16 protein-coding genes are annotated in these 15,662 nt (G+C 26.2%); 7 read left to right on the top strand and 9 right to left on the bottom strand.

Annotation, left to right across the window (positions count from 1 at the left end; translation table 11 throughout):
- Positions 1–164: 164 nt before the first annotated feature.
- Both rpoD and QML81_RS06935 read left to right on the top strand, forming a co-directional pair.
- The gene (rpoD, locus tag QML81_RS06940; protein WP_281950698.1) at positions 165–1,997 is read left to right on the top strand and encodes an RNA polymerase sigma factor RpoD; all 1,833 of its coding nucleotides are present in this window, start codon (positions 165–167) and stop codon (positions 1,995–1,997) included.
- A gap of 205 nt (positions 1,998–2,202) precedes the next feature.
- On the top strand, positions 2,203–2,892 hold the full coding sequence (locus QML81_RS06935; protein WP_281950697.1) for a hypothetical protein: 690 nt from the start codon (positions 2,203–2,205) through the stop codon (positions 2,890–2,892).
- Here the strand turns inward: QML81_RS06935 and QML81_RS06930 are convergent.
- The 3 genes from QML81_RS06930 to hemL form a co-directional block, all read right to left on the bottom strand.
- Positions 2,882–3,391, bottom strand: coding sequence for a hypothetical protein (locus QML81_RS06930; RefSeq protein ID WP_281950696.1), 510 nt, complete (start codon positions 3,389–3,391; stop codon positions 2,882–2,884). The two genes, QML81_RS06935 and QML81_RS06930, sit on opposite strands and share 11 nt — an antisense overlap.
- The gene (locus tag QML81_RS06925) at positions 3,388–3,720 is read right to left on the bottom strand and encodes an AtpZ/AtpI family protein (protein ID WP_281950695.1); all 333 of its coding nucleotides are present in this window, start codon (positions 3,718–3,720) and stop codon (positions 3,388–3,390) included. The genes QML81_RS06930 and QML81_RS06925 overlap by 4 nt, the downstream gene beginning before the upstream one ends.
- Before the next feature lie 155 nt (positions 3,721–3,875).
- A complete protein-coding gene (gene hemL / locus QML81_RS06920) occupies positions 3,876–5,165 on the bottom strand; it encodes a glutamate-1-semialdehyde 2,1-aminomutase (protein ID WP_281950694.1) in 1,290 nt (429 codons plus the stop codon).
- Positions 5,166–5,353: 188 nt separating this feature from the next.
- Here hemL and QML81_RS06915 point away from each other — a divergent pair, with 188 nt between their 5' ends.
- Positions 5,354–6,217, top strand: coding sequence for an energy transducer TonB (locus tag QML81_RS06915; RefSeq protein WP_281950693.1), 864 nt, complete (start codon positions 5,354–5,356; stop codon positions 6,215–6,217).
- Between the two features lie 8 nt (positions 6,218–6,225).
- On the opposite strand, the gene QML81_RS06910 is transcribed toward QML81_RS06915, so the two are convergent.
- From QML81_RS06910 to QML81_RS06885, 6 genes are read right to left on the bottom strand one after another with little or no spacing between them, the layout of a single operon-like run.
- On the bottom strand, positions 6,226–8,169 hold the full coding sequence (locus QML81_RS06910) for an EAL domain-containing protein (protein ID WP_281950692.1): 1,944 nt from the start codon (positions 8,167–8,169) through the stop codon (positions 6,226–6,228).
- Complete coding sequence (locus QML81_RS06905) at positions 8,162–8,704, bottom strand: hypothetical protein (protein ID WP_281950691.1); 543 nt, start codon at positions 8,702–8,704, stop codon at positions 8,162–8,164. The genes QML81_RS06910 and QML81_RS06905 overlap by 8 nt, the downstream gene beginning before the upstream one ends.
- On the bottom strand, positions 8,704–10,749 hold the full coding sequence (locus tag QML81_RS06900; RefSeq protein WP_281950690.1) for a TonB-dependent receptor plug domain-containing protein: 2,046 nt from the start codon (positions 10,747–10,749) through the stop codon (positions 8,704–8,706). Before QML81_RS06900 ends, QML81_RS06905 begins: the two co-directional genes overlap by 1 nt.
- On the bottom strand, positions 10,746–11,333 hold the full coding sequence (locus tag QML81_RS06895) for a GNAT family N-acyltransferase (protein WP_281950689.1): 588 nt from the start codon (positions 11,331–11,333) through the stop codon (positions 10,746–10,748). Before QML81_RS06895 ends, QML81_RS06900 begins: the two co-directional genes overlap by 4 nt.
- Before the next feature lie 55 nt (positions 11,334–11,388).
- A complete protein-coding gene (locus tag QML81_RS06890) occupies positions 11,389–12,330 on the bottom strand; it encodes an HpcH/HpaI aldolase/citrate lyase family protein (protein WP_281950688.1) in 942 nt (313 codons plus the stop codon).
- Positions 12,320–12,667, bottom strand: a complete 348-nt coding sequence (locus QML81_RS06885) for a c-type cytochrome (RefSeq protein ID WP_281950687.1) — start codon at positions 12,665–12,667, stop codon at positions 12,320–12,322. Before QML81_RS06885 ends, QML81_RS06890 begins: the two co-directional genes overlap by 11 nt.
- 80 nt (positions 12,668–12,747) lie before the next feature.
- Between QML81_RS06885 and folD the strand changes: the two genes are divergently transcribed.
- The 4 genes from folD (at position 12,748) to rpiB (ending at position 15,653) form a co-directional block, all read left to right on the top strand.
- Positions 12,748–13,590 (top strand): bifunctional methylenetetrahydrofolate dehydrogenase/methenyltetrahydrofolate cyclohydrolase FolD, encoded by an 843-nt coding sequence (gene folD / locus QML81_RS06880; protein ID WP_281950686.1) that lies wholly within the window; start codon positions 12,748–12,750, stop codon positions 13,588–13,590.
- A gap of 14 nt (positions 13,591–13,604) precedes the next feature.
- Positions 13,605–14,381, top strand: coding sequence for a signal peptidase I (lepB, locus tag QML81_RS06875; RefSeq protein WP_281950685.1), 777 nt, complete (start codon positions 13,605–13,607; stop codon positions 14,379–14,381).
- Positions 14,382–14,519: 138 nt separating this feature from the next.
- Positions 14,520–15,215, top strand: a complete 696-nt coding sequence (locus tag QML81_RS06870) for a site-2 protease family protein (RefSeq protein ID WP_281950684.1) — start codon at positions 14,520–14,522, stop codon at positions 15,213–15,215.
- Positions 15,216–15,653, top strand: a complete 438-nt coding sequence (gene rpiB, locus QML81_RS06865; protein ID WP_281950683.1) for a ribose 5-phosphate isomerase B — start codon at positions 15,216–15,218, stop codon at positions 15,651–15,653.
- The last annotated feature ends 9 nt before the right edge of the window (positions 15,654–15,662 follow it).

Below are 15,662 nucleotides of genomic sequence, written 5' to 3'. Positions count from 1 at the left end.
AAATTTTTCGAGATTTTACCAAAATTCGCTAAAAAAATAAAACATTTACCATTTTTTTAAGCTTTATTTAATATTAATTTTTTTATTTATTTTTTTTTAAGCTTTTTTATGTATAATCGGGCAAGATTTGGAAAATAGACTACTTCAATAAGGAGCATAACTTTATGGCTGCTACTAAAACTACTGCAAAAAATATCAACAAAAAACTTGAAGAGCTTTTTGAAGAGCATAAAAACTCAAATCTTACTTATGAAAAGATTGTGGAAATATTTGAAAAACAGCCTACATTAGCACAAGCTAAAAAGATTAAACAGTTATCAGAAAAATATAATGTAAAATTAATAACTTCAGCAGAAGCTGCAAAACTTCTAAATATTGAAGAAAAAACAAAAAAAGAGGAAGAACAAAGAGCATTAAGTGAAGAAGAACTTGCAGAAGAGTTTGATTTAATGAAAGAGAAAGAGCTTCTTGAATGGTCAAGAAGTGATAGTCCTGTAAGAATGTATCTAAGAGAAATGGGACAAATTCCTCTACTAACAAAAGAGGAAGAGATTGAACTTTCTAAAAAAATAGAGATGGGTGAAGATATTATTTTAGACGCAATATGTTCTATTCCATATTTAATAGATTTTATTTTAGATTATAAAGAGCCTCTATTAAATAGAGAAAGAAGGGTAAAAGAGCTATTTAAAAGTTTTGAAGAGGAAGAAGAAGAGAGTGAAGAGAGCGCTGAAGATAAAAAAAGTGCAAAAAGAACAAAAAGAGAAAAAAAGATAATTGAAGCTTTCAAAGCATTAGAAAAAGCAAAAAAAGATTGGATGAAAGTAAGAGATAAAGAGCCTTCACCTGATGCAAGTGAAGAGGAAAAACTTCATTATCAACTTGTATTAACTTTTAAAAAGAAGATTTTAAAAGAGAAATTAATGGATCTTGGTCCAACAAGTAAACTTATAAATGAACTTGTAAAATCAATTGAAACTGCATTAAAAAGTGATGAAGGTTTTGAAAAAGAGCTAAAAAGACTTGAATATAAACTTCCACTTTTCAATGAGCAACTAAGAGAAAATCATAGAAAAATACTTGAAGAGATTACACATTTAAGCAAAGAAGAGATAGCAGCAAGAGTTCCAGAAGCTACAATGGTTAGCACATATATGGATATTAAAAAGCTATTTTTAGCAAAAGAGGCAAGTAAAAAAGGATTCAATATGGATCCAGAACAGCTTGCAGAGATATTAGAACAGATTAAAAGAGGTAAAAAAATTAGTGAAGAAGCTAAAACAAGAATGGCAAAATCAAATCTTAGACTTGTGGTATCTATTGCAAAAAGATATACAAATAGAGGCCTTCCATTTTTAGATCTTATCCAAGAGGGAAATATAGGATTGATGAAGGCTGTTGATAAATTTGAATATAAAAAAGGGTATAAATTTTCAACTTATGCAACTTGGTGGATACGACAAGCAATCTCTAGAGCAATTGCAGATCAAGCAAGAACCATTAGAATCCCTATACATATGATTGAAACAATAAATAGAATAAATAAAATTATAAGAAAACATTTACAAGAGACCGGTAAAGAGCCAGATGTAGAAACAATTGCAAAAGAGGTTGGATTAAGCGTTGATAAAGTAAAAAATGTTATAAAAATAACAAAAGAACCAATAAGCCTTGAAGCACCTATAGGAAGTGAAGAGGATGGAAAATTTGGAGATTTCATAGAAGATAAATCAAGTGAAAATCCAATGGAAACTATATTAAAAGAGGATTTGAAAAAAAGAATTGAAGAGGTATTAGAGCAACTAAATGAAAGAGAAAAAGCAGTTATTAGAATGAGATTTGGTCTAATGCCAGATGAGAGCGATAGAACCCTTGAAGAGATTGGAAAAGAGTTAAATGTAACAAGAGAAAGAGTAAGACAGATTGAATCAAGCGCAATTAAAAAATTAAAACATCCAAAAGTTGGTAAAAAATTAAAAAATTATATTGAAGAGTAATTTAATTTGGTTAAATTTAGGTGAGTATGGTGAGTGAGGTAAGTAAGGTGAATAAGAAGTCATTAGTCATTAAGTCATTGGTAGAAATTAGTAATAGTGGATAGTGATAGTTGAGTAGTTTTAACTACTCAACCATTTTAACCATTTTAACCACTCAAACAAATTCCCAATATCCAATATCCAATGTCCAAACATAGGAATTTTTATGAACTTCTATGAAAAATTTATAGAATATGACTATAATCCTTTTATTCTTTTTAATAAAAATGGCAAAATTATCTCCGTTAATCAAGAAGCCCAATATCTTTTAGGATATGTAACATCTTCAGAACTTTATCAATTAGCACTTAATTATGCAAATACTAATTATGGATTTAAAACTACTTTTGTTGATCTTGAATTTGAAAGATTTAAATTTTTTGCAATATGTGTGGGATATGAAAATGATGAAGAGATAGGATTAAGATTATATAGATATCCTGAGATTAAAATAGTAAATTTTAAAGATAATAACACAGAATTAGTAAATATTTATGCTCTTATTGATTTATGTATTAGTGCAAATTCAACTAAATTAAGTGCCAATTTTATAAAAGATATTGACCCTACTTTACCAGAAATAAAAACAAATACAGAAAAATTTATAAAACTTTTAAATGCTATTTTTGAAAAATTTCAAGATTCAAAAACAATAAAATTAAAACTGTATATGAAAACTGGAGAATATATAAAAATTGAAAACAGAAAATTTTCAATTTTTGCAATTGAGATTTCAGGCGATTTTTTTCAAAAAGAGAATATTGACAAATTAAAAACTCTTGCTTCTTCAATAAATAGCTATATTGATACTACTTCAAAATCTATAACCATCAATATACCCATGATTACCTCTTAAATCCAACTAATGATGTAATTAAAGCAGAAATTGGAACAATAGAAAGCCCTATAAAATAAGCAATAGCATTAAACTCTTTATTATTTATAAGAAATAAAATTGAAAAAATTAAAAAAAGATAAGAAATTATTCTATAAATTGAAAGAAATCCACCACTCGTCATAAAAAAATTTTTTAAATTCTCTTTTGAGTTTTTTAATTTCTGTTTTTCCTCTTCAAAAACTTTTTTTGCATCTATTTCATTCTCTTTTTTTTCTTCACTGTATAAGTCAAATCTATCTTCAATTTTATCTATTACATCTCTATCATCAATATTGATATACTCTTTTGATTTTTTTATAACAACTTTTTTATATCCCAAAAAACTTGCGTATGTTACAAACAATGAAGCAATCATTGCAATTTGAGAATTTAAAAGATATAGATAATTTTTTGTAAATAAAAAATAAAATATTAAAATAGTATCCAAAAATATTAAAACTAAAAAAAATATTCTCATTTTTCAAACTCTTCTAATTCGTCATCTTCTTCTTTTTGATAATAGTTTTTATATCTTGGATTTTTTGAAAGTTCATCTAACTCTTTTTTTTGCTTTTGATATGCTTTATAAACATTTAATATTGCAGCTGCAACTCCCCAAAATACACCTAACCAAAGCAACCATGAGTATCCAAATAGATTTTTCATACAGATACCAAGACCAACACCTATCAATATCGCAACTACTATAGAGACACCCAAAGAAAGAGCTTCAGCTCCTTCTATAATTTTTCTGTATTTTGGTTTTTCTTCAACTTTTTTATCTATTTTTTCATTATTCGATTCCATTTTATGTTACCTTACTTTTTGTAAATTTGACATTGGATATTGGACATTGGGAATTAGTGTTAAGTATTAAGAGTTAAGTGTTAAGTATTTAAATTATTACTAAATTCTACTTTCTTAACTCTTAGCTCTTAATTCTTAACTCTAACTCACCTCACTCACCTATTAGCTATTACTTCAAAAACTTCTTTTGCCTTTTCAATAGTCTCTTCTATTAATTCATCTATAATTGGAGTTGAAATAAAGCCAGTCTCAAACTGACTACAAGCAAAATATACACCTCTTTTTAACATCTCTTGATGAAACTTTGCAAATTTTTTAGTATCGCTATTTAGAGCATCATCAAAATTTTTTACCTCTTTTTCATTGAAGAAAAATCCAAACATACTTCCTCTTACATCTATCTGTAAAGGGATATTATTTTCATCTGCAGCTTCTTTTAATCCATTTACCAATTTTTTTGCTCTTTTTTCAAGCTCTATGTAAATTTCTGGATTTTTCTTTAATTTTTTTATAGTTACTAAACCTGCTGCCATTGCAACTGGATTTCCACTTAAAGTTCCTGCTTGATAAATAGGCCCATCAGGTGACAGCATATCCATTATCTCTTTTTTCCCTCCAAATGCACCAACAGGCATTCCACCACCAATAACTTTTCCTAAAGTAACGATATCTGGCTTAATATCAACTAATCCTTGAGCACCTTTTAAACTTGCTCTAAATCCGCTCATAACCTCATCAAAAATCAAAAGAGCACCATTTTTATCACAAAGCTCTCTAAGCTCAGCTAAAAACTTCTCATCTGCAGGAACTAAACCCATATTTCCAGCAATTGGCTCAATTATTACACAAGCAACATTGTTGCTATCTTCAAAACATTTTTTAACACTTTCTATATCATTATATTTAGCAAGTAGTGTATGTTTTGTTAAATCTTTTGGAACCCCTGGTGAACTTGGATTTCCAAATGTTACCGCACCACTTCCTGCTTGTACAAGAAGAGAATCACTATGTCCATGATAACAACCTTCAAACTTGATTATATCATCACGATTTGTATATCCTCTAGCAAGCCTAATTGCACTCATCACAGCTTCAGTACCACTATTAACAAATCTTATCTTATCAATTGAGTCAAAAAGTTCAACAATCTCTTTAGCAAGTTCTGTTTCTAACTGAGTTGGTGCACCAAAACTAAGCCCTTTTTTTGCTGTTTCAAAAACAGCCTCTAATGTATCACCATCAGCATGTCCAAAAATTAATGGCCCCCAACTTTGAACATAATCAATATATCTATTTCCATCTATATCATATAGATATGCACCTTCTCCTTTTTCTATAAAAACAGGGGTTCCTCCAACACTCTTAAAAGCCCTAACGGGAGAATCTACTCCTCCTGGAATATATTCTTTTGCAATTTCATAAGCTTTTATGCTCTTTTCAAACATATCAATCCTTTTTTAGGAATTAGTTAAAATGGTTTAGTAGTTGAGTGGTTTCTATTTTATTACCACTTAACCACTCAACCTTTTTAACTATTTTAACACCAAAATACAAATATACAAGTTTTCCTATTCATAATTTCAATTTTATTATAATATTGATTAATACCTTTTAAAACTATATAATCATTTTCATGAAAAAAAGATATTATTACTCATTTTTCATTACCTTAATTATATATATTTTAATTTTTTCTATTTTTTTTATAAACTTTAAAAATGTGGAACTTCCAAAATTTCAGCGAGAAAAAATTACAAAATTAAATATTAAAAATTTTAAAATTTCTCCACTGCAAAAAAAACATACTATTAAAAAAATTGAAAATAAAAAAGAGCAGATAACTAAAAAAAAGATAAAACAAGTCAATAAAAAAACAAAAAAAATAGAAAAAATTTCTAAAAATAGTAAGATTTTAAAAAAAGACCAAAATATTACAAAAAAAATAGCAATATCCAAGAAAAAAGAGCATAAAAAGATTCCAAAAAAAAGAGTAAAAACTTTTAAAAAAGTTACAAAAAAAGAAATCAAAAAAATAAAAACTAAAAAAGTAGTAAAAAAAGAACCTAAAAAAAGTAAAAATTCTTTATATAGCTTTTTAAAAAAGCCCGATATTCCTTCTCTTAAAGATATTGGAAAATCGATTAAAAATGATGAAATAAGAGCTTTATATAAGGATGAATTTGATAGTTTCACTATAGGGCAAAAAGAGTTTATAAAAAACAATCTTTCATTAATTGGAAAAATAACACAAAAATATCTAACTTTAAGAGGTTATCCAGATTTTGCTGTAAAAACAAGGCAAGAAGGTGTTAATATTGTTGAATTTTATCTTCATCCAAATGGTGATATTACTGATCTTAAAATTATAAAAAGCTCTGGATATAAAGTTTTAGATGAAAACTCTATTGAAACCATAAAAACTGCTTATAAAGATTATCCAAGACCAAAAGAGACAACAAAAATTAGAATTTATGTTCATTATAAAATTATTTATTAGAGGTTCTCTTAACACTTATGAACTGTTTTATCACTTGGCTTGGCTAAATAAAATCCTTGTGCATAATCTATATCTAATTCTTTGACTTTTTGATAAATATCTTTATTATTAACAAATTCAGCAACTGTTTTAATTCCTCTTTTTTTTGCATAACCTACTATCGTTTCTACAACAATCAATGCATTACTGTTTTTATCTAAATCCTTTATTAATGAACCGTCAATTTTTATAAAATCTATATCCAATTTTGTTAAATATTCAAAATTTGAATAGCCACTTCCAAAATCATCAATAGCAATTTTTGCTCCAATTTTTTTCATACATTGTATAAAATCTGCAATATCTTCATAATTTTCTATTCCTTCTGATTCAACAATCTCAAATATAATCTTTTTTTCCACACTATATTTTTTTATAGTTTGCGAAATGAATTCAATAGTGTTTTCATCAAGAATATCTTCTATTGATAGATTAAATGAAAATATGCATTCTATATCTTTAAAATGTTTACAACTTTTTTCAAATACTATTCTTGTTAAATCATGATAGAATCTACTTTTTTTTGCAATATTTAAAAAATTATACGGAGTTATAATTTTTCCATTTTCATCAATTAGTCTCATTAAACACTCATAACCTTTTATGTTTTCGCTTGTTAAAGAATATATAGGCTGAAAATATGGAACAATTTTATCTTTATCTATAGCTTTTTTTATCTTTTTAACCCAATTCATACTATTTTTATATTGGGTTTCAACTTTAAAATTTTCATGATATAATCTAAAAGGCAATCTATCTTTTTTTGCCAATTTTAAAGCGATATCTGCTTTTTCTAAAGGGGATTGCATATTATTTGTAGCCCCTATCGTTACTCTTATATTTAATTCATTTTCTTGATGAAAAAATGTCATTTTTTCTATACTATTTAAAAGGAGTTCAATAAAATGTGTCAGATCATTATTAGAAAGTTTTTTATCAAACAATAGTGCAAATTCATCTCCAGATAATCTATAAATTTTAGGATATTTTGTTTTAATAAGATTTCTTAATCTATTAGCAAAACCTTTTAATATCTTATCTCCAGTTTCTTGTCCAAAATAGTCATTTATCTCTTTAAAATCATCGATATTCATAATAATCAAGCTTCCACTTTTAATAGATTTAATATCTTCTAAAAGTGAAAATCTATTTGGTAGTCCTGTTAATGAATCAATATAAAGCTGATCTCTTAACTCTTTTGTTTTTTCTAATACTTTTTTTTCAAGAATTTTATTTATGTTTTCTTGTTTTTTTGAATATTCAAAAATTTTTTCTTGCATATTTTTAAGAGCATCTACAATTGAACCAATTTCATCCTTTTTATTTTTTATATAATCAAATTTCAAAATTTTCTTAGGAGTATATTTTTTGAGATCTTTTGCAATTAATGTTAATGGTTTTATGGTTTTAGTTAAATATAAACCATAAAGAAGCAAAAGAATGCCAGTAACTAAAATATATAGTATCAAATATTTTTGATAGGTTTTTACAAGATTTTCATAATGTTTACTAGAATATATAATTTCTAAACTACCGATTATTTTTTTTGAATTTGGCTGAAAAAGCTTTTTTTGTATAAAAATCGAATTTTTGAAATTTGAAATAGAATTAAACTTATTAATCTTTTTAAAAAGTTTATTTTTTTTAAAAATTTTTACTGAGAGAATATTTTCATTTTTAATAAGATCTTTTAATAGTTTATCTATATTATTTTCAAGACCTAAATAGATATCAAGTTCAATAAATGGTTTTACAGTATTTGCAATTAATTGGGCTTTCTCTTTTTCTGTTTTTAAAAATGCATTTTTTGTTAACTTTTCAAAAATAAAAAAATTTGACAAGATAATAGTTACCGAAATAATCAAAAAATAAAATAGTAATTTATTTGATATGGACCTATTTATATTAAACATTATCTATTAGCCTTACTAAAGTATATAATTGCTCAATGAAATCAAAATTTTTATTAATAGCTTTTTTATTCATGAAAATAATTGGCTTTTCTTCTAAATCTATAGAAAAAAGAAATCCATATTTTAAATCATCCTTATCATAGACAAAACTATAGATATTACTGTTTTTTATTTTTTTATAAATTTTTTGATAGTTATCTTCAGATAATTTTAAGAGATATATTGCGCTATATTTTTCTTTTGAATTTAAAAAATCTTCTACTTTTTTTAGTTTTATAACAAGCATATAATTTTCAAAATCACTTCCGTAATAATTTGTTATAAATGTTTTTAATAAAAATGCAGTATTTATATCATTCTCATTAAATATAATTGCAATTTTAACCTTACTGTCTACTGTTTTATTAGCAAATTTTTTATCAAGTAGCATAATTTTTGGCAATAATGCTGCTTGAGTTTTTATCAAAAATTCATTATATTTATATGCAAATAGCGATAAGTTTAATAAAAAAAGTATTGCTACAACTTTTTTCATCAAAACTCTTTATTAAATGATATTAAAAAATGCCTTCCCTCTTGTCTATAATCATCATCATAAGTATATGGTTCAGAAGGATATCTTATATCTTCATCAAATATATTTTTCAGTGCAAAATTGATAGTATATTTATTTTTTAGATTTGTATAGTTTAAACTTAAATCAAAAGATAAATAATCATCAAGTTTTTCCCTATAATCATAATAATATCTATTCTTTTTACCTACATATTTCCCTATAAAATTAATATCAAACTCTGGTGTAATTTCTCTAATTAAAAATGCTTTTGCCATATGTTTTGCAACATTTGGCAAACTGTTTCCATCATTATCTTTTCCATAAACAAAAGAGTAGTTTAGATACAGCTTTGTTTTATCATTAATCATACCCATATATTCAGTTTCAAATCCATATATATCTGTATCTTGGGCATTTCTATATTGATTATCCTCATTTATTTTATTGATTTGATCTTTATTTATTAAATAAAATAGATTTGTTTGAAAATAGCTATCAATTGAAAATCTTTTAACATAAGAGATCTCAAATGCATTTACAATTTCTGGTTTTAAATCTTTATTTCCTACTCTTGATCTATTATTTTTTGTATAGAGTTCCTGCCAAGATGGTGATCTATGAGATCTACTATACATAAATTTAAATATATTTTGATCATCTTTTTTATAAAGCAGAGTTATTCTTGGATTTATCTGAAGATCAATATGGGTATTGTTTTCTAAATTTAATCCATAAATTAATGAAATTGAATCATTATATTTAAATTTATCTTCAATTGATAAAATATATCCATACCTTTTTGCATCTTCATCAAAAAATGGATAACTTTCACTATAATCAACAAGTTGAGTATTGTTTTCATCATCTCTATCTGTATTTTTAGTCATTTGAAAATATGTCTCTTCTTTAGAGATTATATATCCAAACTTTATCTTATGTTTTGGAATCTCTTTATATTCAAAAAAAGTTGATTGATAAAGAGTTCTTTGTCTTGTTTCATCCTCTGCAAAAAAGCCATTTTTATAAACTATAATTTCATTAGGATTATTTAATTTGTTATTCACAAAACCTTCATAAGCTGCTCTTGTTAACATATGAAAATCGTCCCATTTAATACCTGCTTTTATTGTTGTATATAAAGATTTAAATCTATCTTTATATGAAGCTTCTAAATATGATATTGGATGTTTAAAATAGTCTTCATCTCTAGGATACATATAATTTGAGCCATATGCCATCCCTTTTTTATAATAATCAAATCTCTCTTTTAAAGAAAATTTTTTATATTTCATACTCATACCAAGTGAATAGTTTCTTAGCCACAATGGAGCATCATCTTCTCTTGTTAATGCTTTATTAACTCCATATATGCCAGTATTTGCCGCATCATACCCATTTTTTATATATTTATCATCTCTTTGATAATAAAAATCTGTAAAAATTTCAAAATCATTATTTTTATAATATTTTTTAAATCCTCCCATTTTATATCTGTATGAGCCAAATTTTAAGAAAACTTCATCATTTTTTTTATCAAATTTAAATTTTTCAGCATAAGTTATTACATAAATTGATCCAGCATAGGCATTTACCCCATCAAGTTTTCCACCTGGACCTCTAATAACTTCAATTCTTTTAATAAGATTTATTGGAAAACTCATGAAAGAGCTATAAGAATCAAGCATAACATCATTTACTTCTATTCCATCTATAAAAAGTTTTGATTGGCCATATGCGTATGGATTGGAACCTCTAAAAACTGCAGTTTTGTTATCAAAATTATCAGTTGCAATATCAACACCCGGTATAAGTTCTAAAGCCTCTTTTAGATTTGAAATACCAAGTTTTTCTAAATCTTTTCCTTTAAACACAGAAACAATAAAGGGCTGATAAAAAACATTCTCTTTTGAGATAGTTGCAATTTGGCCAATATTTTCAATATCTTTACTTAGCTGCTTTAAAAGATTATTCTCTTTAGCAAACAGTAATAAAGTAAGAATTAAAAATACTAAAAATTTTTTCACTTTTTATCTCCATACATTTTTTTCAAATCAGCTCTATCTTTTTCTAAATCTTTAATAGATAATATTGTAGGATATCTTTTTCCACCATACTCTTGAAGAGGGCCTATAATTTTAAAATGCACATTTCTAATTTTCATAAGTCTTAAAAAATTACTTTGTAAAGTTGCATAAAAATATTCAATATCATTCTCTTTAGCTTTTTTATAAATAAAAAGTTTTAAAAAATTTTCTAAAATATATAAACTTTTTTTTATTTTCCTATGCTCTTTTTTGATAAACATTCTCGATAACTCAGCAATTTTCTTTTTAGGGATTTTCTCATACTCTTTAAAAATTTGCATATTATTTTCCAAAGGAAAACCATTTTCACTATAATAAATAATTCTTAAATATGCAATTAAATTATTTTTTTCATCTAATGCTACAAAATGATCAGCATTATTATCATACAAATCTTTCTCTTTTTTATCGGGAAATTTTTTTTTATTAAAATACTGAAGTTCCTCACATAAAACTTCGCATCTAAATTTATAAACTTCTTCCATTAATGGATCATCAATTTTTATCTCTTTGAAAATCAACATAATATTCCCATATAAGTTCAATATAAACTAAAGTATATAATAAAAATAATTAACATTAGCTATATTTTTTAAGAATATTGAGTGCATCTTTATATATCGGCTCATCTATAAAGCCATATTTTTCATCTTTAAATCCAGTTATGTCCTCTTTACTCATCTTTTCAAAAATATCTTTTATATATTTGGCTTTTTTTATTATCTCTATTGATGGAGAAAAGATTCTATTTGCTATTTCAACCTGTTTTGGTGAAATACACCCCTTTGCTTCAAATCCCATATCTTTTTCATAAATACACCATCTCTCAAACTCTTCAAGATTTTTATAATCTTGATAGACAAAAGAGATTGGAAAAACATCTATCGATTTTGTCTCAATAAGAAATTTACTCAATATAAAATCAATTGTAGGATTTGAAATTTTTAATATATCTTGATAGATATTCAGATCACTTAAAAGGTCTAAAATACCAAGATAAAACACTTTTATTCTATCATCAATTTTAAGTTTTTCAATATTTAAAAAAGCCTCTTTTGTCTCTATTGATAGATGAATATCTATATCTTTATCAATATATCTTAAAGCTTTTTTTACATCATTTTTTGATCTTATTTTTGGAACTCTTATAGCATCTGGCTTAAATCGATTTAAAAACTCTATCTCTTCAATACCTCCCTCATCTAAAGGATTTATTCTAACAACTAGCATACTATTTGAAGATTTTATATTGCTTAAAAAAACAGCTGCCATTTTTAAAGCAATAGGTTTTAACTCTTTGCTAACTCCATCTTCTAGATTAATTATTGCAATATCAGCATCTAAAGAGTCAAGTTTATTCATATGTTTAACCTGATGTGCTGAAACCATTAAAGCAGATTTAATATTAATTTTTCTATTTTTTATTCTCTTAACAGGCATTATAAAACTATCAAGAGAATTAGAATTTCTATTTTTTATAGCTTCTTCTAAAATATTAATACTTTTTTCATCAAAAACCATCTTTTTTCCTATTTGATTTAATATAAAAATATAAAGCTTTTATTTCGCTTCTTGTTAAAAAATAGCTTGGCATTGCACCTTTTATTTTCCTTCTATTCAAAACATCATAAAATTTTTTATAACTAACTTTTGTTATATCTGGCGCCTTTAATTTATATATCTTTTTTCTTTTTTTATATTTTGCAATAATTTTGCCTTTACCATATTTGCCATGACATTTATTGCATCCTATTCCTCTTGGATTTTCATAAAGCATTTTTGAATATTCATATTTAGTAATAAAAGAGTCTTCTGCAAAAATTTGTGAAAATATAAAAAGATATAAAATAAGTCTCAACTTTTACCTCTTGTGAAGTTTTTAAACCAAAACAAAATCTATTTTTGTTATCATACCTAAAAAATTTTAAAGAGGTAATTATGACTATTTTAGATGGAAAAGCTCTCTCTTTAAAAATAAAAAATGAGATAAAAGAGGAAGTTGCAAAACTTAAAAAAGAGAAAAATATTGTTCCTGGTTTAGCAGTTATTTTAGTTGGAAATGACCCTGCAAGCCATACTTATGTAAAAATGAAAGCAAAAGCTTGTAAAGAGGTTGGAATATATTCAATTACTCATGAAATGCCTGAGAGCATCTCTCAAGACGAGATAATAGAAACTATTTTAATGATGAATAAAAATCCAAATATTGATGGAATTTTAGTTCAACTACCTCTTCCAAATCATATAGATACCACAAAAATTTTAGAAGTTATTGATCCTAAAAAAGATGTTGATGGATTTCATCCATACAATTTTGGAAGATTAAATCAAGGACTTGATAGCTTTGTTCCTTGTACTCCTCTTGGAGTTATGGAGCTTTTAAAAGAGTACAAAATCGATGTAAAAGGAAAAGATGCTTGTGTAGTAGGTGCAAGCAATATTGTTGGAAAACCTATGGCAGCTCTTTTATTAAATGAGTTTGCAACAGTTGATATATGCCACATATTTACAAAAGATTTAAAAGCACACACAAAAAATGCTGATATTTTAGTAGTAGGGGTTGGAAAGCCAAATCTAATAACTGAAGATATGGTAAAAGATGGGGCTATTGTTATTGATATAGGAATTAATAAATTGGAAAATGGAAAAATTGTTGGAGATGTTGATTTTGAAAATGTTAGTAAAAAAGCGAGTTTTATAACTCCAGTTCCAGGTGGAGTTGGCCCTATGACAATAGCAATGCTTTTAAAAAATACATTAAAAGCGGCAAAAAATAGATAATTAAAGGAATAGATTTGAAAGATAGATTGATAAAATTTTATCATTGGTCAAACACTTGGACTGGAACAATTGTTATTGTATTGCTTGTTATCTTTTTTGTAGCTCAAGCTTTTGTTATTCCAAGTGGAAGTATGAAAAATACTCTATTAATTGGTGATCATCTTTTTGTTAAAAAATTTGCTTATGGAATACCTACCCCTCATATTCCTTGGCTTGAAATTCCAGTTCTTCCAGATTTTGACAAAGATGGACATATAATTGCTGGAGATAAGCCAAAAAGAGGGGACATTGTTATTTTTAGATATCCTGTAAATGAAAAGATCCATTATGTAAAAAGATGTGTAGCAGTTGGAGGCGATTATCTATTTATCCATAATAAAGATCTATATCTTCATCCACATGAAGGAAATGAATTTATTTTAAAAAATTATCCTAAAAAGAGTATTGTTGAAATAAATGGTCTTTTATGGGTTAAAAATCCTTATCAAAAAGATCATCCTGGAATTCATCATGATCCAAATGTTATCAATGATGGAAGATATCCTCAAGAGATTTTCAATTTTGGACCAATTGAAGTACCAAAAGATGAATTTTTCATGATGGGTGATAATAGAGACCATAGTAATGATAGTAGATTTTGGGGAAGCGTTCCTTATAGACTAATTGTTGGAAAACCATGGTTTATCTATTTTAGCTGGGATAAAAATTATGAAATAAGATGGGATAGAATGGGAAAAAGTGTAAAACAGATTGAAGAGGAAATGAAAAAGAGTTTAGACATTAGTCATTAGACATTGGTCATTGGTTATTGGTATATTGGAAATTAGTGTTAAGCATTAAGAGTTAAGTGTTAAGTTTTTACTTATCATTAATATTAAACTCTACTTACTTAGCTCTTAGCTCTAATAACTAAAATAAAAAGGTATTATTTGGATACATTAAAAATTATAAATATCATTGCAATGGTCCTTGCTTTGGCTGTATCAATTATTGGCCATGAAATAATGCATGGACTTATTGCATATAAATATGGCGATGATACTGCAAAAAGAGCAGGAAGACTAAGCATAAATCCTATAAAACACATAGATTTGGTAGGTACTATAATAGTTCCGGCTCTTCTTTTTTTAAGTAATGCTGGATTTTTATTTGGATGGGCTAAACCAGTACCTGTAAATATGAGGATAGTTTTAAAAAATGGTGGCGAAAATGGAGCAATTGCTGTAAGTTTAGCTGGTGTTACATATAATTTTATATTAGCTCTTTTTAGTGCAGTTTTAATATCTATTATAGGTAAGCCTGAGTCTTTAATTTCAACCTTTTTCTTTCTTTTTTTAGCACATTCAGTACTGATAAATGTTGTTCTTGGAGTATTTAATCTTTGGCCAATACCGCCACTAGATGGAGCCAATGCATTAATCTATTTTGCTCAAAAATTAAAAATAAAAAGTATAGTCGATTTTTATCATAAAATTTTTCCATATGGCATGATAATTTTAATTATAATAATAGCAACTCCGTTAAGTGCAATTTTATTTATTCCTGTTTATTATATTTTAATTTTATTATCTTTTGTTAGTGGAATAGATATGATATCATTAATAAATACAATAGAAAGGATTTAAATGAAAGTCTATATTGCAACAGATCATGCAGGTTTTGCAGTTAAAGAGTTTGTAAAAAAGCTTTTTTTAGAAAAAGGTTACGTGGTTGAAGATTTAGGTCCAGATAATGATAAAAGAGTTGATTATCCAGACTTTGCACAAAAAGTTGCACAAAAAGTAGCAGAAAATCCAGGTAGTCAAGGCGTTTTGATATGCGGTACTGGCATTGGTATGAGTATAGCAGCTAATAAAATAAAAGGAATAAGAGCGGCAGAAGTTCATGATTACTATACTGCGAAAATGGCAAGGGCACATAATGATGCAAATATCTTATGTTTTGGCGAAAGAGTTGTTGGTAAAGGAGAAATTGAATCTATAGTTAATGCCTGGTGCGAAACGGAATTTGAAGGTGGAAGACACGAAGAAAGAGTTAAAAAAATAATGGCTTTAGAAGAATAAAGGATAAAT

This window comes from Nitrosophilus kaiyonis (assembly GCF_027943725.1).
Lineage (GTDB): Bacteria > Campylobacterota > Campylobacteria > Campylobacterales > Nitratiruptoraceae > Nitrosophilus_A > Nitrosophilus_A kaiyonis.
Note: the sequence above shows the minus strand (reverse complement) of the source record. Positions and strands in the feature narration are given on the sequence as shown.

Coding starts and splice junctions, on each gene's coding strand:
- QML81_RS06925 (WP_281950695.1), bottom strand. CDS start 3,720: ATGGAATCGAATAATGAAAAAATAGATAAAAAAGTTGAAGAAAAACCA.
- hemL (WP_281950694.1), bottom strand. CDS start 5,165: ATGTTTGAAAAGAGCATAAAAGCTTATGAAATTGCAAAAGAATATATT.
- QML81_RS06895 (WP_281950689.1), bottom strand. CDS start 11,333: ATGTTGATTTTCAAAGAGATAAAAATTGATGATCCATTAATGGAAGAA.
- folD (WP_281950686.1), top strand. CDS start 12,748: ATGACTATTTTAGATGGAAAAGCTCTCTCTTTAAAAATAAAAAATGAG.
- QML81_RS06905 (WP_281950691.1), bottom strand. CDS start 8,704: ATGAAAAAAGTTGTAGCAATACTTTTTTTATTAAACTTATCGCTATTT.
- QML81_RS06910 (WP_281950692.1), bottom strand. CDS start 8,169: ATGTTTAATATAAATAGGTCCATATCAAATAAATTACTATTTTATTTT.
- QML81_RS06930 (WP_281950696.1), bottom strand. CDS start 3,391: ATGAGAATATTTTTTTTAGTTTTAATATTTTTGGATACTATTTTAATA.
- QML81_RS06935 (WP_281950697.1), top strand. CDS start 2,203: ATGAACTTCTATGAAAAATTTATAGAATATGACTATAATCCTTTTATT.
- QML81_RS06890 (WP_281950688.1), bottom strand. CDS start 12,330: ATGGTTTTTGATGAAAAAAGTATTAATATTTTAGAAGAAGCTATAAAA.
- rpiB (WP_281950683.1), top strand. CDS start 15,216: ATGAAAGTCTATATTGCAACAGATCATGCAGGTTTTGCAGTTAAAGAG.
- QML81_RS06915 (WP_281950693.1), top strand. CDS start 5,354: ATGAAAAAAAGATATTATTACTCATTTTTCATTACCTTAATTATATAT.
- rpoD (WP_281950698.1), top strand. CDS start 165: ATGGCTGCTACTAAAACTACTGCAAAAAATATCAACAAAAAACTTGAA.